Source organism: Agrococcus beijingensis (assembly GCF_030758955.1).
In the GTDB taxonomy this organism is placed as follows: domain Bacteria; phylum Actinomycetota; class Actinomycetes; order Actinomycetales; family Microbacteriaceae; genus Agrococcus; species Agrococcus beijingensis.
Genome location: NZ_CP132360.1, coordinates 2,034,396 through 2,052,201, shown reverse-complemented (window position 1 = coordinate 2,052,201; position 17,806 = coordinate 2,034,396). Strand labels below are relative to the sequence as shown.

Sequence of the window (17,806 nt, the reverse complement as noted above, 5' to 3'; positions counted from 1 at the left end):
GGTATACCAAGCAGTAGACTGGCACCATGGCGATGACGACGATCAAGGTGTCGACCGAGCTCCGCGACCGCATCAACCACGACGCACGCGAGCGCGGCACCACGGCTGCAGGGCTCATCGAGCGTCTGCTCGACGGCTACGAGCGGCGTCAGAGGATGGAGGCCTTCGGTCGTGCGCTGCGCGCAGCGGACGCCGGGTACTGGGACGAGTTCAACGACTGGGACGTCGAGCTCGCCAGCGAAGCGGGCAATGGCTGAGCAGCTGAGGCGTGGCGCGGTCGTCTGGGCCCAATTGGATCCAGCGCGTGGCCGCGAGCAAGCCGGGCGGCGACCGGTTCTGGTCGTGTCGAGCGACCTGTACCTCGAGCAGGCGGACACGCTCGCGATCGTCGTGCCGGTGACGACGACGGCAAGGGGCTGGCCGAATCACGTGCGGCTCCGAGGCGCGGCTCTCGAACTGCCGCGGACGAGCTTCGCGATGACCGAGCAGCCTCGCACCGTGACCCGGGACCGTCTCGGCGTCGTGGTCGGCGTGGCCGACCAGCCCACCATGCGTGATGTCGATCGTTGGCTGCGCGACTTCCTCGGCCTCCCATGACTCGCCGCGATGCCTGAGAGAATCGACGGATGACCGCAACCCTCGTCGCCCAGGGGCTCGCCGGCGGCTACGGCCACCGCACGCTCTTCGACTCCCTCGACCTCACTGTGGCACCCGGCGACGTCGTCGGCGTCGTCGGCGCGAACGGGGCGGGCAAGTCGACGCTGCTGCGCATCCTCGGCGGCGAGATCGAGCCGCAGGCCGGCACCGTGCAACTGGCCCCAGCCGACGCCTTCGTCGGCTGGCTGCCGCAGGAGCACGAGCGCGTCGAGGGGGAGACGGTCGTCGCCTACATCGGGCGTCGCACCGGCTGCGCCAAGGCAACCGCCGACATGGATGCGGCGGCCGAGGCCCTCGGCGACCCGAGCCTCGCGCCCGACGGTGTCGACCCATCCGACGCCTATTCGGTCGCCCTCGAGCGGTGGCTCGCCAGTGGCGCGGCCGACCTCGACGAGCGGATCCCGATCGCGCTCGCCGAGCTGGGCCTCGAGCTCGACGGCGACCCGCAGCAGGCGCTGATGACCTCGCTCTCCGGCGGCCAGGCCGCCCGGGTAGGCCTCGCCGCGCTGCTGCTCAGCCGCTTCGACATCGTGCTGCTCGACGAGCCCACGAACGACCTCGACCTCGACGGGCTCGAGCGGCTCGAGGCGTTCGTGCAGGGGCTGCGGGGAGGCGTGGTGCTCGTCAGCCACGACCGCGAGTTCCTCGCCCGCTGCGTCACGCGCGTGCTCGAGCTCGACCTCGCGCAGTCGTCGAACCGCATCTACGGCGGCGGCTACGACGCCTACCTCGAGGAGCGCGCGACCCTGCGCCGGCATGCGCGCGAGGCCTACGACGAGTTCGCCGACAAGAAGGCCGACCTCGTCGCGCGCGCCCGCACGCAGCGCGAGTGGTCGAGCCAGGGCGTGCGCAACGCCATGAAGAAGGCGCCCGACAACGACAAGAACCGCCGCCGCGCGATGACGGAGTCGAGCGAGAAGCAGGCGCAGAAGGTGCGCCAGATGGAGAGCCGCATCGCCCGGCTCGACGAGGTCGAGGAGCCGCGCAAGGAGTGGCAGCTCGAGTTCACCATCGGCTCGGCGCCCCGCTCGAGCACGGTCGTCTCGACCCTCAGCGGCGCGGTGCTGCGGCAGGGCGACTTCACGCTCGGCCCCGTCTCGCTGCAGGTGAGCGCGGGGGAGCGCATCGGCATCACCGGGCCGAACGGCGCCGGCAAGTCGACGCTGCTGCGCGCCCTGCTGGGGCGGCAGGCGCCCGACGAGGGATCCGCCAACCTCGGTGCGAGCGTGCAGGTGGGCGAGATCGACCAGGCCCGCTCGCTGCTGGTGGGCGACCGGCCGCTCGCGACCGCCTTCGAGCTGCTGGTGCCCGAGATGGCCTCTGGCGAGGTGCGCACCCTGCTGGCGAAGTTCGGCCTGCGGGCCGACCACGTGGGGCGCCCGGTCGACGAGCTCTCGCCCGGCGAGCGCACCAGGGCGGGGCTCGCGCTGCTGCAGGCGCGCGGGGTCAACCTGCTCGTGCTCGACGAGCCGACCAACCACCTCGACCTGCCCGCGATCGAGCAGCTCGAGCAGGCGCTCGAGAGCTACGAGGGCACCCTCTTGCTGGTGACGCACGACCGGCGGATGCTGGAGACGGTCCAGACGGATCGGCAGTGGATCGTGCAGTCCGGCATCGTCTCGGAGCGTTGAGCCGTGAGCGGAATGTGCTGGCCACGGGGTGCGCTCGGGAGTAACGTCGGCAGCACAGGTTCGTTCAGATTTTAAGGAGATTCCCATGCGCGCATGGCAGTTCGTCGGCACCCACAAGGCGTTCGAGCGAGTGGACATCGAGGAGCCCAAGGCGGGGCCCGGCAAGGTCGTCATCGACGTCAAGGCCGCGGGCCTGTGCCACTCCGACGTCGGCATCCTCGAGGACGAGAAGTGGCTGCAGACGATGAAGGAGCTGCCCGTCGTCCCCGGTCACGAGACCGCGGGCGTCATCAGCGAGGTCGGCGAGGGCGTCACCGACTGGAAGGTCGGCGATCGCGTGGCCGTCTGGCCGCTCGCCGAGCTCATGGGCTACATGGTCAACGGCGCCTGGGAGGACCGCGCCGAGGTCTCGACCGAGGCGCTCATCGCGATCCCCGACGAGGTCGGCTTCTCGGCAGCCGCAGCGGCGACCGACGCCGGCATGACCTCGGTCGGCGCGCTCTCGACCGCTGGCGTCGAGGCGGGCATGAAGGTCGGCGTGATCGGCTTCGGCGGCCTCGGTCAGATCGGCGCTCGAGTCGCCAAGCTGCGTGGCGCCGACGTCTACGTCGCCGAGGTCAACGAGTCGATCTGGGAGCGCGTGCGCGAGGCCGGCGCCACGCGCGTCGCCAAGTCGATCACCGAGTTCGCCGATGTCGAGCTCGACGTGATCATCGACTACGCCGGCTTCGGCGTGACGACGGCGGATGCGCTGCAGACGGTGAAGTCGTCGGGTGGCGGCCGCGTCGTGCAGGTCGGCATGGGCAAGCTCGAGTCGACCATCGACACCTACTCGCTCATCCTCGGCCGCAAGCAGCTGCACGGCTCGATGGGCGGCAGCAAGGACGACATCGTCGAGACCATGCGCCACATGGCCTCGGGCGACCTCAAGCCCGCCATCACCGAGATCGACTTCGAGGAGATCCCGGCCGGCATCCAGCAGCTCATCGACGGCACGGCCGTCGGCCGCCTGGTGGCGAAGGTCGCCGACTGACCTGATCTGACGAGAGGCCCGCGCTCGACGGCGCGGGCCTCTTCGCCGTCGTCGGGGACAGCCGGGTCGCGCAGCGGTGGCTCAGCCGGGCCACGCGGTCTAGCCTGCGAGCACACGACCCGAGCAGCGCGGTGCGGCCGTCGTGACCCGTGCAGCGGAAAGGCCCCGATGAAGCTCCTCCTCACCTCCGGCGGCGTCAGCAATCCGAGCATTGCCGCGGCGCTCGTCGAGCTGCTCGGCAAGCCGATCGCCGAGTCGACCGCGCTCATCATCCCCACCGCGATCCATCCGTTCCCGGGCGGCGCGGGCATGGCGTGGGAGGCGATCTCGGGCACGGCCTCGGGTCCGCTGGCCGGCCTCGGCTGGAAGTCGCTCGGCGTGCTCGAGCTGACCGCGCTGCCGACGATCCGCCGCGAGAGCTGGGTGCCGATGCTGCAGGAGGCCGACGCCCTGCTCGTCTGGGGCGGCGATGTGCTCTACCTCTGCCACTGGATGCGGGAATCCGGGCTGGCCGACCTCCTGCCGACCTTGGAGCAGACGGTCTACGTCGGCGTCAGCGCGGGCAGCATCGCGGTCACGCCCTACAACTGCGACGCGGCGTTCGACCGGCAGCTCGTGCCCGACGGCAGCGACATGGGGGTCGACGCCGAGCGGGCGTTGGGTCTCGTCGACTTCACGCTGTACCCGCACCTCGACGACCCCGACATGGCCGACACCGCGCGCGACAGCATCGCCGCGTGGGCGGCGGGCATCCCCGTGCCCACCTACGCGATCGACGACGCCACGGCCATCCGTGTGGTCGACGGAGCTGTCGACGTGGTGTCCGAGGGCCGCTGGGAGCGCTTCGACCCGGCGAGCGAGGGCTGATCCGCACGGCGGGCGTCGGGCCTCAGCGCACGCCCCACGCGTAGGTCTGCTGCTGCAGCTTGAGGTACATCAGGGTGTCGGTCTCGCGCACGCCCGAGATGCCGCGGATGCGGTCGGAGACCAGGGCGAGCAGGTGCGCGTCGCTCTCGCACACCACCTCGGCGAGCACGTCGAAGCTGCCGGCGGTGATGACGACGTAGTCGACCTCGGGCAGCGCCGCGAGCGCCTGGGCGACGGGCTCCAGCGGCCCGGAGACGCGGATGCCGATCATCGCCTGGCGGGCGAAGCCCAGCTGGGTGGGGTCGGTGACGGCGACGATCTGCATCACGCCGGAGTCGGTGAGGCGCATCACGCGCTTGCGCACGGCGGTCTCGCTGAGCCCGACGGCCTCGGCGATGGCCGCGTAGGGCGTTCGGCCGTCGCGCTGCAGCTCGGCGATGATCGCCTTGTCCTGCTCGTCGAGCGTCACAGCCGCGCCCACGCCTCGGTGAGCACGCCCCGCAGGATCTGCTCGATCTCGTCGAAGTGCGACTGATCGCAGATGAGCGGCGGCGAGAGCTGGATCACCGGGTCGCCGCGGTCGTCGGCGCGGCAGTAGAGGCCCGCGTCGAACAGCGCGCGCGAGAGGAAGCCGCGCAGCAGCCGCTCGCTCTCGGCGTCGTCGAACGTCGCCTTCGTCGCCTTGTCCTTCACCAGCTCGAGCCCGTAGAAGTAGCCGTCGCCGCGCACGTCGCCGACGATCGGCAGGTCGCTGAGCCGCTCGAGCGTCGCGCGGAAGGCGCCCTCATTGGCGCGCACGTGCTCGAGCACCCCCTCCTCGTCGAAGATCTGCAGGTTGCGCAGGCCCACCGCGGTCGACACCGGGTGACCGCCGAAGGTGTAGCCGTGCGCGAACGAGGCGCCCGGCTGCGCGAACGGCTCGAACAGGCGGGCGCTCGCGATCATCGCCCCGAGCGGCGCGTAGCCCGAGGTGAGGCCCTTCGCGCAGGTGATGATGTCGGGCTGGTAGCCGTAGCGCTCGGCGCCGAACATCGTGCCCAGCCGTCCGAAGGCGCAGATCACCTCGTCGGAGACGAGCAGCACGTCGTGCTCGTCGCAGATCTCGCGCACGCGGGCGAAGTAGCCCGGCGGCGGCGGGAAGCAGCCGCCGGCGTTCTGCACCGGCTCGAGGAACACCGCCGCGACGCTGTCGGGCCCCTCCTGCTCGATCGCGACGCCGATCTGGTCGGCAGCCCAGCGACCGAAGGCCTCGGGGTCGTCGCCGTGCAGCGGCGCCCGGTAGATGTTGGTGTTCGGCGCCCGGAAGGTCGACGGCACGAGCGGCTCGAACTGCTCCTTGAGTGGCGGCAGCCCGGTGATCGATAGCGCGCCGTGGGTCGTGCCGTGATAGGCGATGGCGCGGCTGATGACCTTGTGCTTCATCGGCTTGCCGGTCAGCTTGAAGAAGTTCTTGGCGAGCTTCCAGGCGCTCTCGACCGCCTCGCTGCCGCCGCTGGTGAAGAAGACCCGGTCGAGGTCGCCGGGCGCGAGGGACGCGAGGCGGTCGGCGAGCTCGATCGCGCTGGGATGCGCGTACGACCAGAGCGGGAAGAACGCGAGCGTCGACGCCTGCTCGGCCGCGACGGCGGCCAGGTCGGTGCGACCGTGGCCGAGCTGGTTGACGAACAGCCCGGCGAGCCCGTCAAGGTAGCGCTTCCCGCGGTCGTCCCAGATGTAGGCGCCCTCACCCCGCACGATGACGGGCGCGCGGTCGGCGCTCGCCATGCGGGTGAAGTGCAGCCACAGGTGGTCGGCGGGGGAGGGCATGGGTCTCCTGCTCGTCGGGGTCGGATGCGTCGGTGCGCGGATGCGTTCGGGCGCGGATGCGTTCGGTGCGTGGATGCGTTCGGGGCGCGGATGCGCTCGGGTGCGAGAGCGCGCAGGTCGTCAGGCGCGCACGGGCACGCACAGCACGGGCCGGCGGCTCAGGTGCAGCAGCTTGTGCGGGGTCGAGCCGAGGATGGCGCCGCGGATGGGGCTCTCGCCCCAGGTGCCGACGACGATGACGCGCGCGTCGTGCTCCTCCGCCTGGTCGAGCAGCGCATCCACCGGCCGCTGCGGCGCGAGCGTGGCGACCGCGTCGACGCCGGCCGCGGCGGCGGCGTCGAGCGCGTGGCGCACGGCATCGTGCCCGAGCTGCTCGAGCGCCGCCTCGTGGCTGCGGCGCTCCTCGCCGAGCCTGCCCGGCGGCTCGGTGGCGAAGACGACGACCAGCCGCTCGCCGAAGCGGCCGGCGATGTCGATCGCGGTCGCCAGCGCGGCCTTGGCGCCGGGGGACTCGTCGTAGCCCAGCACGATGCTCACGGTCGGGGCTCCTCGCTGCTGCCGGTGGTCACGTCGATCCGCACGATGGGCTGCTCGGCGGTGCTCGGCCGCTCGTTCCAGAATCGCCGGTCGCCGAAGTAGCGGATGAGCATCAGCACGACGCCGGTCATGAAGATGCCGACGCCGATCACCAGCGGCGGCCCGACACCGAACCAGGGCGTCTCGGTGTAGGCATTCTCGGGGTTGCCGTAGTCGATGATCGCCGAGATCAGCAGCCAGATGAGCATCAGCGAGCCGAGCACCGGGCCGACGCCGATCAGCAGGAAGCTCTTCACGCTCTTCGTCAGGCGCTTGCGGAAGTAGACGGCGCAGGCGATGCCCGTGAGCGCGTAGTAGAAGGCGATCAGCAGGCCGAGAGCCGTCAGCGTGTCCCACAGCGCCGTCTCGCTGAGGAGCCCGACGACCAGGTAGTACGCGATCGCGATGCCGGCGACCCACCAGGTCGACACGTCGGGCGTGCGGAATCGCGGGTGGATGTGGCCGAATCGCTTCGGGAACGCGCCGCGGCGGGCCATGCTGAGGCCGGTGCGCGAGGCGGGGATGATCGTCGTCTGCGTCGACGCGATCGCCGAGGTGGCGACCGAGAGCATGACGACCCAGCCCCAAGGGCCCATCGTCTCGCTCGCGAGCACCTGGAAGATGGCGTCCTCCTCGTCGGCGTTCTCGGCCAGGAACGAGTCGCCGGCCAGCGCGACCACCGCGATCGTCACCGAAAGGTAGGTGACGAGCAGCACGATGGTCGACCAGATGGCGGCCTTGCCGGGCGACTGCGACGAGTTCGTGGTCTCCTCGGTGAGGTTGACCGCCGATTCCCAGCCCCAGTAGGCGAAGACGCCTAGCAGCAGACCGGCGGTCACGCCGTCCCAGCCGCCGCCGAAGGGGTTGAGCCACTCCCACGACGGGGTGATGGAGTCGAACGACGAGGTGTTCGAGAACACCTGCACGAGCGCCACGATCGCGAAGGCGAGCAGCGACAGCACCTGGAAGATGATGAGCACGTTCTGCAGGCGGGCCGAGATCTCGGTGCCCCAGACGCAGATGGCGGTCATCACGAGGATGAGGACCACGGTGAGGATGCGCACGACCACCGGGTCGAAGGCGAGATCCTCGAGGCCGAAGGTGAGGAGCGAGTAGCGCACCCCGACCTCGGCGAGGGAGCCGACGATGAGCACGCCGGTCATCGCGATCGCCCAGCCGCCGATCCAGCCGAACCACGGCCCCATGGCGCGCGTCACCCAGGAGAAGGTGGTGCCGCAGTCCTGGTCGACGGTGTTGAGGTAGTAGAAGGCCGAGGCGATGAGCAGCATCGGGATGAAGCTCGCGAGCATGATGCCCGGGGCGTGCACGCCGGTGTAGAGCACGAGCCCGCCGATGATGGCGGCGATCGTGTAGGCCGGCGAGGTCGACGCCAGGCCGATCACCATGGCGTCGAGGAAGCCGATGGCGTTCGGCTTGAGGCCCGGGCGATCGGTGGGGGCCGGAGTGGTGCGGTGGTCGGTCACGACTGCTCCCTCAGATGGGGTTCGGCATACGCGGTTCGGCGGAACCCGTGCCGCACTCGCGTTCTTGGTGCCGCATCCGTCCTCCTTGAGCGCAGACACTACTGATTCCGTCGTCGTTGCACTAGAGTCGCGCTCATTCGGTCTCGGGAGCCGCGCTCCGGCGCGGGCGAGCCGCTGCGAGAGGAGCGACGTCGATGCGGATCCTGCTGGTGGGCGCCGGAGGTGTCGGCGGGGCGTTCGCGGCCATCGCCGCACGGCGCGACTTCTACGAGGCGATCGTCATCGCCGACTACGACGAGGAGCGCGCGCGACGGGCGGCAGCGGTCGACGCGCGCTTCTCGGCGGCCCGGGTCGACGCATCCGACCCTGATTCGGTGACGGCGCTGTGCCGGGAGCATCGCATCACGCACGTCATGAACGCCGTCGACCCCCGCTTCGTGATGCCGATCTTCGACGGCGCGCTCGCGGCCGGTGCCGGCTACCTCGACATGGCGATGAGCCTCTCGCAGCGGCATGCGCAGGAGCCCTACGCCAAGGTCGGGCTGAAGCTCGGCGACGACCAGTTCGCGAAGGCGCGGCAGTGGGAGGCGGCCGGGCAGCTGGCGCTGGTCGGCATCGGCGTCGAGCCCGGGCTGTCGGACGTGCTGGCGCGCTACGCCGCCGACGAGCTGTTCGACAGCATCACCGAGCTCGGCACGCGCGACGGGGCGAACCTGGCGGTGCACGACGACGACGGCAACGAGATCTTCGCCCCGTCGTTCTCGATCTGGACGACCATCGAGGAGTGCCTCAACCCGCCGGTGATCTGGGAGCGCTCGCGCGCGGCGACCGACGGCGGCTGGTACACGACCGAGCCCTTCAGCGAGCCCGAGGTCTTCGACTTCCCCGAGGGCATCGGCCCGGTCGAGTGCGTGAACGTCGAGCATGAGGAGGTGCTCCTCATGCCCCGCTGGATCGACTGCGAGCGCGTCACCTTCAAGTACGGGCTCGGGGCCGAGTTCATCGGCGTGCTGCAGACGCTGCACACCCTCGGGCTCGATCGCACCGAGAAGGTGCGGGTGGGCGGCGTCGAGGTCTCCCCGCGCGATGTCGTGGCCGCCTGCCTGCCGGATCCCGCATCCATCGGCCCCGTGATGACCGGCAAGACCTGCGCCGGCGTGTGGGTGCGCGGCACGGGCAAGGACGGCCGGCCGCGGTCGACCTACCTCTACCACGTGGTCGACAACGCCTGGTCGATGGCGGAGTACGGGCACCAGTGCGTGGTGTGGCAGACCGCGATCAATCCGGTGATCGCGCTCGAGCTGCTCGCGACCGGCGCGTGGTCGGGCAGCGGCGTGCTCGGCCCGGAGGCGATGCCGCCGAAGCCGTTCCTCGACAAGCTGGGGGAGTACGGCAGCCCGTGGGCGCAGATGGAGGTCGCGCCGGCCTCGTGAGCGCGGCGCCGACCGTTCGCGCTCCTTGTGCGCAGGCCGGCAGCGGCGGATACTGCCCCCGGAGGTGGACCGATGGTCGACTACACGCAGGGGTTCAGCGGCTTCGCGGTGCCCGACATCGCGGCGGCGAAGGCGTTCTACGGCGACGTGCTCGGGCTGGAGGTGGGGGAGGAGCACGGCATGCTCGAGGTGACGCTGCCGGACGGCGCTCGCGTGATGGTCTATCCCAAGGACGACCATGCGCCGGCGGTCTTCACGATCCTCAACCTCGGCGTGGCCGATCTGCCGGCTGCCGTCGACGAGCTGAGCGGCAGGGGCGCGACCTGGCTGCGCTACGAGGGCTTCGAGCAGGACGAGCGCGGCATCGCCGCCGGCAACGAGATGGGGCCCGACATCGCCTGGACGAGCGATCCGGCGGGCAACATCATCGCGGTGATGCAGCTCGAGCGCGACTGAGCCGCAGCGCTGCCCCGCGGAGTCAGTCGCTCGCGGGCTTCCGCGGCGTCATGAACCACTCGACGAACCGCTGCGCCCGGCCGTCGGCGGCGAAGTGCACCTCCCACAGGTTGCTGTAGGACTCGTGGCCCGGGTACACGACGGTGCCGGTGATGATGCCGAGTCGCTCGTCCTCGATGAGCACGCGCAGGTCGGGCTGCGGGTCGGCGGGCTCGTCGTCGCCCCACATCGCCACGATCGCGTCGATGCCGCGGACAGGCTCGGGGTCGTCGGGGCGGAACCAGTACTCGGCGTCGTCGGTGAAGATGGCCCGCACGTCGGCTGCGTCCTTCGACGCCCAGGCGCGGAGGTAGCCGTCGAGCCATCGCTCAGCAGGTGTCATGGAGCGTGTCTATCGCAGCGCGAGGTGGCCCGCCAGGGGCCGTCGACCCCTGCTCGGGCGTGGCTCAGCGGGCCACGCGCTCACCCACGGTCGGCAGCGGGGTCGGCTCGCACTGCCGCTTGCGCCGGATCAGCCCCAGTCGGTCGACCACGGGGGCGGATGCCCGGGCCGCGCGGGTGGTCCACGGCAGGGTCATGCAGGCCCACACGACCGCGACGAGCGCCGCCTCCCACAGGATGTACACCGGCCACGGCCCGAGCACGTCGAGGATCGACGGCCCCTCGGGTGCCCGGCTGAGATAGCCGTAGTTCGCGCCCGTCACCGCGTTCGCCGCCAGCGCGAGGGCCGCCCACGAGATGGTGAGCGCGATCGTCGCGCCGTAGCCGCTCCAGGTGGGGCGGTAGCCGAGTCCCCAGACCAGCACGATCGGCGCGAGCAGCGCGGCGATGTGCAGGAGCCAGTACATGGCGAACTCGAGCACCGGCGCGTCGTAGTAGTTGAGGTTGGGTGTGATGAGCGTCTGCAGGTTGAGCGTGAGGCCCCAGAAGAAGGAGACGCCGACGGCCCAGCCCGAGCGGGTGATGAGCGCGATCGCGGTGGCGATGCGCAGCGCATCGGAGAAGTGGAAGGGCAGCGACTCCCCGATGTTCCAGTGCGCGGGCAGCATGCCCCACCCCAGCCACAGCAGCGTGATGACGAGCAGAGCCCAGCCTGCGAGCGTGATGAGGCGCTCCGTGCGCCGGGTGTCGCGGGCGCGACGGACGGCCAGGGGCACCACGACGATGAGCGCCACGGTGATGCCGAGCACGATGAAGTGGTCGATGCCGTAGGGCTGCATGCGGGCAATCGGAGGGACGACCGAGAGCATTCTTGCAGTCTAAGCAGGTTGCGAGATGCGCAAGGTAACCGTTCGGCAACGATGTGAAGCGGCGATCAGCCGCGCAGCTCCAGGGTCGCCACTGCGCGATGCCGTGGACGATGGCCCGCGCCCTGCAGCTCCGAGTCGATGAGCACGACCTCGTCGACCGTCCACTCGCGCGAGCGATGGGTGTCGAGCACCTGCAGCCAGCGGAGCGCGCTGCGGCCGCGCGGCGGCCGGGCGAGCGTCACGTGCGGCACGAAGCGCTGGCCGTCCGGCACGGCGCCGACGTCGTTCGCAGCGCTGCGGACGCGGCGCGAGAGCCGCTCGAGCTCGGCGTGGCCGCGATCGACGCCGAGCCACAGCACCGCCGGTCGATCGGGATGCGGGAACGCACCCGCGCCCGCCAGCCGACACGCGAAGGGCGGCAGATCGCCGACGGCCTCCCGCAGCCGCTCCTCCAGGGTCTCCAGCACCCGCTCCGGCACCGACGGCAGGAAGGCGAGCGTCAGGTGCAGCCGATCGGAGCGCGTCCAGCGCAGGCCCTCCCGCACCTCGAGGAACGCCGCGAGCTCCTCCCGCACATCCTCCGGCGGCACGACCGCCACGAACATCCGCCGGCCCATGCCGGTCACGCTACGCGCCGAGGCCGTGCATCCGGTGGGCGGCGGCCGTAGGCTCGCCCGCATGAGCGAGCTCCGCATCCGCGCCACCGTCGAGTCGCGCGGCCCGGCCGCGGCGATCGTCCTGACCGACGAGCAGGTGGCCGCGCTCGGCGGCGCGCGCAACGCGCCGGTGACGCTGACGATCGCCGGTGCCACCGTGCGCACGCGCATCGGCCAGATGGGCGGCGAGAACCTGCTGGGGCTGTCCAAGGAGCGTCGGCAGGCGCTCGGCGTCGACGCCGGCGATCAGGTCGACGCGGTGATCGCGCTCGACACGGCCGAGCGCAGCGTCGAGCTGCCGCCGGAACTCGCGGCGGCGCTCGCCGAGGATCCCACCGCGAAGGCCGCGTTCGAGGAGCTGTCGCCGTCGCGGCGCAAGGAGCTGGCCAGGTCGATCGCCGACGCGAAGGCGCCGGAGACCCGGCAGCGACGCCTCGCCCGAGCGCTCGACGAGCTGCGCGGGATCACCGCCGGCTGAGCTGCCGGCGTCGCCGGACGGCCGCGGATCGCGGCCATGGCCTCAGTCGGGCGGCGCCAGCGCNCGACGCGAAGGCGCCGGAGACCCGGCAGCGACGCCTCGCCCGAGCGCTCGACGAGCTGCGCGGGATCACCGCCGGCTGAGCTGCCGGCGTCGCCGGACGGCCGCGGATCGCGGCCATGGCCTCAGTCGGGCGGCGCCAGCGCGTCGAGCCGGTCGAGCCGGTCGAGCCGGTCGAGCCGGTCGAGCCGGTCGAGCCGGTCGAGCCGGTCGAGCCGGTCGAGCCGGTCGGCGGCGCGCGCGGCGCGCTCGGCGGGCGAGAGATCCCACCAGGCGTCGCCGCGCTCGCCGAGGCCCTCCTTGGCCAGCTGCACGCGATCGCGGGCGGCGTCGCGGTCGCGCGGTGCGGCGGCGAGGCGCACCGCAGACCGCGCTCGACCCAGGTGGGAGCGCAGCCGGCCGGTGACCGTCGGGTCGAGCGACGGATCCTCCGCCCGCCAGCGCCGCCCGCCGACGACGATCCAGCGGCCGTCGGCGGTGCGCTCGGGCGACCCGGTCGTCACGTGGTGCGCTCAGCCGATCCGCGTGATGGGGATGTGGCGCGGCTTCGTCGGGACGCGCGCGATGCCGACCCGCACGGTGAGCACGCCGTTCTCGTACTCGGCGGCGATCTCGTCGTCGTCGGCGCCCTGCGGCAGCCGGATCTCGCGGGCGAGCGCCCCGTAGCGGAACTCCGAGCGCTGCTTCTCGCGCTTGTCGGGGTGCCGCTCGGCGTGGATCCGCAGCACGCCGTCGTGGACGGTCACGTCGATGTCGCGCGCCGGGTCGAGGCCGGGCAGCTCGGCGTGCACGACGAACGCGTCGCCCTCGACGAGCTCCTCGACGCGGATGCCGGGCAGCGGCCCCTTGCCGTCCCACCCGCCCAGCAGGGCGAAGGCATCCACCCAGTCCGTGAACGGCGGGAAGATCGGGTGCTTGCGCGTGGTGTCGGTCATGGCCGGCTCCCTCCGTCGGCGTCGGTGCTGACCTCCGGTCTACTCCGCTTCGGGCGGCGACTCAATGGCATGCAGGGGCAGGCGGGCGGATGCGGTGCGCGGCATCGGTGGCGGCGCACGTCGGCCGCGTGGTTCGATCAGGGCATGAGCGACACCGAGATCCCCCGCATCGTGAGCGCGAGCCGCGTCATCGACGCGCCCGCCGACGTCATCTTCGAGCACATCGCAGACCCGGCGAAGCAGCCCGCGTGGGACGGCAACGACAACCTCGGCACGGCGCCCGAGGGCCAGCGCGTGCGCGGCGAGGGCGAGGTGTTCGCGATGACGCTGACGAAGGGCGCGGTGCGCGAGAACCACGTGGTGGAGTTCGAGGAGGGCCGCCGCATCGCCTGGAAGCCCGCAGAGCAGGGCAAGCCGCCGATCGGGCAGCTGTGGCGGTGGGAGCTGGAGCCCGAGGGCTCGGGCACCCGCGTGACGCACACCTATGACTGGACGCAGCTGCACGACGAGACGCGGCTCGAGCGCGCACGGAGCACGCAGGCCGTCAACCTGATGGCGTCGATCGACCGGCTGGCGGCGCTGCTGGAGGGCTGAGCGGGCCGTTCGCCCTCGCACAGCGGTTCCTGCCGTTCGACCGGTAGCATGGAGTCGGCGACAGCACCCCGGTCACCGCCGGAGCCGCATAGCGACTCCGCCCGTGCCGCAGCCGCCGCCATCGGCACGACGAGTCGCTCACCGCATCGCGGTGCTCGTCGGAGCATGATCCACGGGCCCCGCCCAGCGGGCCCGCCTCGAACGGAGGACATGTGGCAGACGCCGCAACCATCGATGCGACCGACACCGACGCATCCGCTGCAGCCGAGCACGAGGAGCCGGCCAGCACCCCCCAGACGCCGTCGCGCGACCGCGACGGCCTGATCCCGCAGCTCGCCCGCGCCGTGCGGCAGGTCGAGGCGGGCGTCAAGCGCGGCGCCGCCTCGCGCTCCACCCGCGAGAAGCTGCAGGTCGTCGCGCAGCTCGCCCGCGAGGAGCGCGCCCGCGTGCGTGCCGACAAGACGCTCGGCGACGCCGACCGCGCCGAGCAGCTGAAGCGCCTCGACGGCGTCGCCGTGATCCTGGCCAAGGCCGCCAGCCGCGAGCCCACGCTGCTGCCGCTGCTGGGCGAGGGCGCCCCCGTCACCGACGGCGTGCGCGAGCGCAAGCGCGAGCTGCTGCTGGCCGCCGGCATCGAGCCCGAGCCCGAGGTGCCGTCGGCCCCCGAGCCCGAGTCGAGCGAGCCCCAGACGCCCCAGGTCGTGCCGCCGTCGGTGCGCCGCGTCTCGCTCGCCAACCCCTTCCTCGAGCCCGACCTGACGCACGTGCGGCGCAAGCCCGAGCGTGACCGCCTGGCCGGCTTCGACCTGCTCTCGCCGCTCTACCTCTCGTTCGAGGTGGCCGCCGACGGCAAGCCCGCCTGCATGCCGATGCCCGAGCCCAAGCAGCGCATCGCGCCCGGCGGCAAGGAGCTGATGCACCACCAGGCGCAGCTCGTGCAGTCGGCCCGCGACGGCCACCGCAGCTTCCTGCTCGCCGACGAGCCGGGGCTGGGCAAGACCGCGCAGGCGCTGCTGGCGGCCCAGGCGGCGGATGCGTTCCCGCTGCTGGTCGTCGCCCCCAGCGTCGTGAAGATCAACTGGGCGCGCGAGACCGAGCGCTGGATCCCGGGCCGCCGCGCCGCGGTGCTGCAGGGCGACGGCAAGAACCTCGACGCCTTCGCCGACGTCGTGATCGTCAACTACGAGGTGCTCGACCGGCACATCGGCTGGCTCGAGAGGTTCGGCTTCCGCGGCATGGTCGTCGACGAGGCCCACTTCATCAAGAACACCCGCTCGAAGCGCTCGAAGCACGTGCTGCAGATCTCGGCAGCGATGCGCGAGCGCGTCGGCAACCCGCTGCTGATGGCGCTGACCGGCACGCCGCTGATCAACGACATCGAGGACTTCGGGGCGATCTGGCGGTTCCTCGGCTGGATCGACCAGAAGGAGCCGAACGCCGAGCTCACCGACGGCCTCGAGCAGATCGGCCTCACGCCGATGGATCGCGGCTTCTACCCGGCCGCCCGCCGGGCCGTCATCGACATGGGCATCGTGCGCCGCCGGAAGATCGACGTGGCCAGCGACATCCCGGCCCGCCGCATCGCCGACATCCCCGTCGAGCTCGACGAGGCATCCGTGCGCTCGATCCGCGCCGCCGAGCACGAGCTCGTCGAGCGCATGCTGCGCCGCTACGACGCCGCGATGGCCCAGCGCTCGGCGGACGCGCGCGTCGAGTCCCGCGTCGACGAGGATCTCGTGCACCGCATCGCGCGCAGCGAGACCGAGGCCACCGAGGGCAGCACGGGCGAGAACGTCTTCGCGCTCGCCCGCCGCATCGGTCGCGCCAAGGCCGAGCTGGCGGCCGACTACGCGGGCCAGCTCGCGCACTCGGTGGGCAAGGTGGTCTTCTTCGCGAAGCACATCGACGTGCTCGACGCGGCCGAGCAGACGCTCACCAGGGCCGGCGTCAAGAACGTGTCGATCCGCGGCGACCAGACGCCCACGCAGCGCCAGGCGGCGATCGACGCGTTCACGAACGACGACTCGGTGCAGGTGATCGTCTGCTCGCTGCTTGCCGCGGGCGTCGGCGTCAACCTGCAGCGCGCCGCCGACATGGTGCTCGCCGAGCTCTCCTGGACCGACGCCGAGCAGACGCAGGCGATCGACCGCATCCACCGCATCGGCCAGTCGATGCCGGTCACCGTGTGGCGCATCCTCGCCGCGCAGACGATCGACACGCGCATCGCCGAGCTGCTCGACTCGAAGGCCGGCATGGTCGGTCGCGCGATCGATGGCGCGGTCGGCGACGAGCCGACCACCAGCGACCTGCGGCAGGCCGCGGTCGAGGGCATGCTCCGCGACGCGGTGGCGGCGCGCATCGCGCGGCGCTGACGGGTCGGGCGAGGCTGCCGCGGTCGTGGTCGACGCGATCTTCGGCGACCCGCGCCTCGCGGGCGTCTACGACTGGCTCGACCCCGATCGCAGCGACCTCGCGGTCTACGAGCAGATCGTCGTCGACGAGCTCGGCGCCCGCTCGGTGCTCGACATCGGGTGCGGCACCGGCACCTTCGCGCTGATGCTCGCGGCCCGCGGGCTCGACGTCACCGCGGTCGACCCTGCCGCGGCATCGGTCGCGGTCGCGCGGGCGAAGCCGGGCGCCGAGGCCGTGCGCTGGGTGGTGGGGGTGGCGGATGCGTCGGCCCGGCCGGAGCGCGCCGCCGCCGGCGTCGACGTGGTCACCATGACCGCCAACGTGGCCCAGGTCTTCATCGACGACCTCGGCTGGCACGCGACGCTGGTCGCCGCGCGGCAGGCGCTGCGGCCGGGCGGGACGCTGGTGTTCGAGTCGCGCCGGCCCGAGCGGCGAGCCTGGCTCGAATGGACGCCGGAGGCGACTCGCCACGTCGTCGACGTGCCGCACGAGGGGGCGGTCGAGGAGTGGCTCGAGGTCACCGCGGTCGACGGCGAGCTGGTGACCTTCGAGTCGCCGACGGTCTTCCACCGCGACGGCACGCGCATCGATTCGACGTCGACGCTGCGGTTCCGGTCGCGCGAGGCGGTCGAGTCGTCGATCGCCCGCGCGGGGCTGCGGCTGGTCGATGTGCGCGACGCCCCCGACCGCCCGGGCCGCGAGTGGGTCTACCTGGCGCGGCGCCCCGCCTGAGCGGGGCGCCGCGAAGCAGGCGTCAGTGCTCGGCCGTGGCGTCCTCGAGGGCCATCGAGCGCGCCTGCTCGAGCGCCTGCGCGAAGACCTCGGCGGGCTGCGCCCCGGAGAGGCCGAGCCGCATGTCGAAGACGTAGAAGGGCACGCCGCTCACGCCCAGCTCGCGCGCCTGCGCGATGTCGGCGTGCACGGCGGGCAGGTAGCGCTCGTCGGCCAGCGCGTCGCGGGTCTCCTGCTCGTCGAGCCCGGCGGCGACGCCGATCGCGACGAGCGCCTCGGTCTCGCCGATGCTGATGCCCTGCTCGAAGTGGGCCGAGAGCAGGCCCTCCTTCACCGCCGCGGCGACGCCGTGCGCCTTCGCCAGGTGGAGCAGCTGGTGGGCGGGCAGGCTGTTGGCGATCTTGAGGCTGTCGAAGTCGTAGGCGAGGCCCTCGCCGGCGGCCTGCTGGGTGACGTGCTGCAGCATCTGCTGCACCTGCTCCATGGGCAAGCCCTTGTTGCGGGAGAGGTACTCGTGCTCGGTCCCCTCGTACTGCGCGGGCAGCGTCGGGTCGAGCTGGAACGAGTGATAGGTCACCTCGACCTCGTCCCTGTGCTCCCAGGCGGCGAGCGCCTTCTCGAATCGGCGCTTGCCGATGAAGCACCACGGGCAAGCCACGTCTGACCAGATGTCGATCTGCATGCTGGGGGCAACGCGGCCCACCGCTATCAGATTCCCGAACGGCGGAATCTTCGATCAGCGCGGG

At 71.9% G+C, this 17,806-nt stretch carries 21 protein-coding genes; 11 read left to right on the top strand and 10 right to left on the bottom strand.

The genetic code is table 11. The features are described 5' to 3' along the window. Positions 1-26: 26 nt before the first annotated feature. The 5 genes from Q9250_RS09920 to Q9250_RS09900 all read left to right on the top strand — a co-directional run bounded on the left by Q9250_RS09920 (position 27) and on the right by Q9250_RS09900 (position 4,188). Positions 27-257, top strand: a complete 231-nt coding sequence (locus Q9250_RS09920; RefSeq protein WP_306231734.1) for a hypothetical protein — start codon at positions 27-29, stop codon at positions 255-257. Further along, the gene (locus Q9250_RS09915; protein WP_306231733.1) at positions 250-597 is read left to right on the top strand and encodes a type II toxin-antitoxin system PemK/MazF family toxin; all 348 of its coding nucleotides are present in this window, start codon (positions 250-252) and stop codon (positions 595-597) included. The genes Q9250_RS09920 and Q9250_RS09915 overlap by 8 nt, the downstream gene beginning before the upstream one ends. Positions 598-626: 29 nt before the next feature. Then, complete coding sequence (gene abc-f / locus Q9250_RS09910) at positions 627-2,288, top strand: ribosomal protection-like ABC-F family protein (protein ID WP_306231732.1); 1,662 nt, start codon at positions 627-629, stop codon at positions 2,286-2,288. An 85-nt stretch (positions 2,289-2,373) separates the two neighbouring features. Next, a complete protein-coding gene (locus tag Q9250_RS09905; RefSeq protein ID WP_306231731.1) occupies positions 2,374-3,321 on the top strand; it encodes a zinc-binding dehydrogenase in 948 nt (315 codons plus the stop codon). 168 nt (positions 3,322-3,489) lie between these two features. Further along, on the top strand, positions 3,490-4,188 hold the full coding sequence (locus tag Q9250_RS09900; RefSeq protein WP_306231730.1) for a Type 1 glutamine amidotransferase-like domain-containing protein: 699 nt from the start codon (positions 3,490-3,492) through the stop codon (positions 4,186-4,188). Between the two features lie 22 nt (positions 4,189-4,210). On the opposite strand, the gene Q9250_RS09895 is transcribed toward Q9250_RS09900, so the two are convergent. The 4 genes from Q9250_RS09895 to Q9250_RS09880 all read right to left on the bottom strand — a co-directional run bounded on the left by Q9250_RS09895 (position 4,211) and on the right by Q9250_RS09880 (position 8,054). Next, entirely contained in the window at positions 4,211-4,657 is a 447-nt protein-coding gene (locus Q9250_RS09895) for an Lrp/AsnC family transcriptional regulator (RefSeq protein ID WP_306231728.1), read from the bottom strand. Continuing rightward, positions 4,654-5,994 (bottom strand): aspartate aminotransferase family protein, encoded by a 1,341-nt coding sequence (locus Q9250_RS09890; RefSeq protein WP_306231726.1) that lies wholly within the window; start codon positions 5,992-5,994, stop codon positions 4,654-4,656. Before Q9250_RS09890 ends, Q9250_RS09895 begins: the two co-directional genes overlap by 4 nt. A 120-nt stretch (positions 5,995-6,114) precedes the next feature. Continuing rightward, complete coding sequence (locus tag Q9250_RS09885; protein ID WP_306231724.1) at positions 6,115-6,531, bottom strand: universal stress protein; 417 nt, start codon at positions 6,529-6,531, stop codon at positions 6,115-6,117. After that, positions 6,528-8,054, bottom strand: a complete 1,527-nt coding sequence (locus tag Q9250_RS09880; RefSeq protein WP_306231722.1) for an APC family permease — start codon at positions 8,052-8,054, stop codon at positions 6,528-6,530. The genes Q9250_RS09885 and Q9250_RS09880 overlap by 4 nt, the downstream gene beginning before the upstream one ends. 194 nt (positions 8,055-8,248) lie before the next feature. Here Q9250_RS09880 and Q9250_RS09875 point away from each other — a divergent pair, with 194 nt between their 5' ends. Both Q9250_RS09875 and Q9250_RS09870 read left to right on the top strand, forming a co-directional pair. Next, positions 8,249-9,487 carry a saccharopine dehydrogenase family protein gene (locus tag Q9250_RS09875; protein ID WP_306231721.1) on the top strand — a complete coding sequence of 413 codons (1,239 nt, stop codon included), beginning with the start codon at positions 8,249-8,251 and terminating at the stop codon, positions 9,485-9,487. Positions 9,488-9,559: 72 nt separating this feature from the next. After that, positions 9,560-9,943 carry a VOC family protein gene (locus Q9250_RS09870; protein WP_306231720.1) on the top strand — a complete coding sequence of 128 codons (384 nt, stop codon included), beginning with the start codon at positions 9,560-9,562 and terminating at the stop codon, positions 9,941-9,943. Positions 9,944-9,965: 22 nt separating this feature from the next. Here the strand turns inward: Q9250_RS09870 and Q9250_RS09865 are convergent, their stop codons facing one another. The 3 genes from Q9250_RS09865 to thpR all read right to left on the bottom strand — a co-directional run bounded on the left by Q9250_RS09865 (position 9,966) and on the right by thpR (position 11,810). Further along, positions 9,966-10,325 (bottom strand): nuclear transport factor 2 family protein, encoded by a 360-nt coding sequence (locus Q9250_RS09865; protein WP_306231719.1) that lies wholly within the window; start codon positions 10,323-10,325, stop codon positions 9,966-9,968. Positions 10,326-10,389: 64 nt separating this feature from the next. Next, positions 10,390-11,193 carry a YwaF family protein gene (locus Q9250_RS09860; RefSeq protein ID WP_306231717.1) on the bottom strand — a complete coding sequence of 268 codons (804 nt, stop codon included), beginning with the start codon at positions 11,191-11,193 and terminating at the stop codon, positions 10,390-10,392. Positions 11,194-11,258: 65 nt separating this feature from the next. After that, positions 11,259-11,810 carry an RNA 2',3'-cyclic phosphodiesterase gene (gene thpR, locus Q9250_RS09855; RefSeq protein ID WP_306231716.1) on the bottom strand — a complete coding sequence of 184 codons (552 nt, stop codon included), beginning with the start codon at positions 11,808-11,810 and terminating at the stop codon, positions 11,259-11,261. Between the two features lie 61 nt (positions 11,811-11,871). On the opposite strand from thpR, the gene Q9250_RS09850 reads away from it, so the two are divergent. Next, a complete protein-coding gene (locus tag Q9250_RS09850) occupies positions 11,872-12,327 on the top strand; it encodes a YdeI/OmpD-associated family protein (RefSeq protein WP_306231714.1) in 456 nt (151 codons plus the stop codon). Positions 12,328-12,512: 185 nt separating this feature from the next. On the opposite strand, the gene Q9250_RS09845 is transcribed toward Q9250_RS09850, so the two are convergent. Next, positions 12,513-12,890, bottom strand: a complete 378-nt coding sequence (locus Q9250_RS09845) for a biopolymer transporter Tol (RefSeq protein ID WP_306231713.1) — start codon at positions 12,888-12,890, stop codon at positions 12,513-12,515. 9 nt (positions 12,891-12,899) lie between these two features. Then, the gene (locus Q9250_RS09840; protein ID WP_306231712.1) at positions 12,900-13,322 is read right to left on the bottom strand and encodes an Hsp20/alpha crystallin family protein; all 423 of its coding nucleotides are present in this window, start codon (positions 13,320-13,322) and stop codon (positions 12,900-12,902) included. A gap of 144 nt (positions 13,323-13,466) precedes the next feature. Between Q9250_RS09840 and Q9250_RS09835 the strand changes: the two genes are divergently transcribed. The 3 genes from Q9250_RS09835 to Q9250_RS09825 all read left to right on the top strand — a co-directional run bounded on the left by Q9250_RS09835 (position 13,467) and on the right by Q9250_RS09825 (position 17,060). Continuing rightward, a complete protein-coding gene (locus tag Q9250_RS09835) occupies positions 13,467-13,916 on the top strand; it encodes an SRPBCC family protein (protein WP_306231711.1) in 450 nt (149 codons plus the stop codon). A 212-nt stretch (positions 13,917-14,128) separates the two neighbouring features. Then, positions 14,129-16,288 (top strand): DEAD/DEAH box helicase, encoded by a 2,160-nt coding sequence (locus Q9250_RS09830; protein ID WP_306231710.1) that lies wholly within the window; start codon positions 14,129-14,131, stop codon positions 16,286-16,288. Between the two features lie 25 nt (positions 16,289-16,313). After that, the gene (locus tag Q9250_RS09825) at positions 16,314-17,060 is read left to right on the top strand and encodes a class I SAM-dependent methyltransferase (RefSeq protein ID WP_306231709.1); all 747 of its coding nucleotides are present in this window, start codon (positions 16,314-16,316) and stop codon (positions 17,058-17,060) included. A gap of 22 nt (positions 17,061-17,082) precedes the next feature. On the opposite strand, the gene Q9250_RS09820 is transcribed toward Q9250_RS09825, so the two are convergent. Beyond that, positions 17,083-17,742 carry a DsbA family oxidoreductase gene (locus Q9250_RS09820; protein WP_422665037.1) on the bottom strand — a complete coding sequence of 220 codons (660 nt, stop codon included), beginning with the start codon at positions 17,740-17,742 and terminating at the stop codon, positions 17,083-17,085. Positions 17,743-17,806 lie beyond the last annotated feature (64 nt).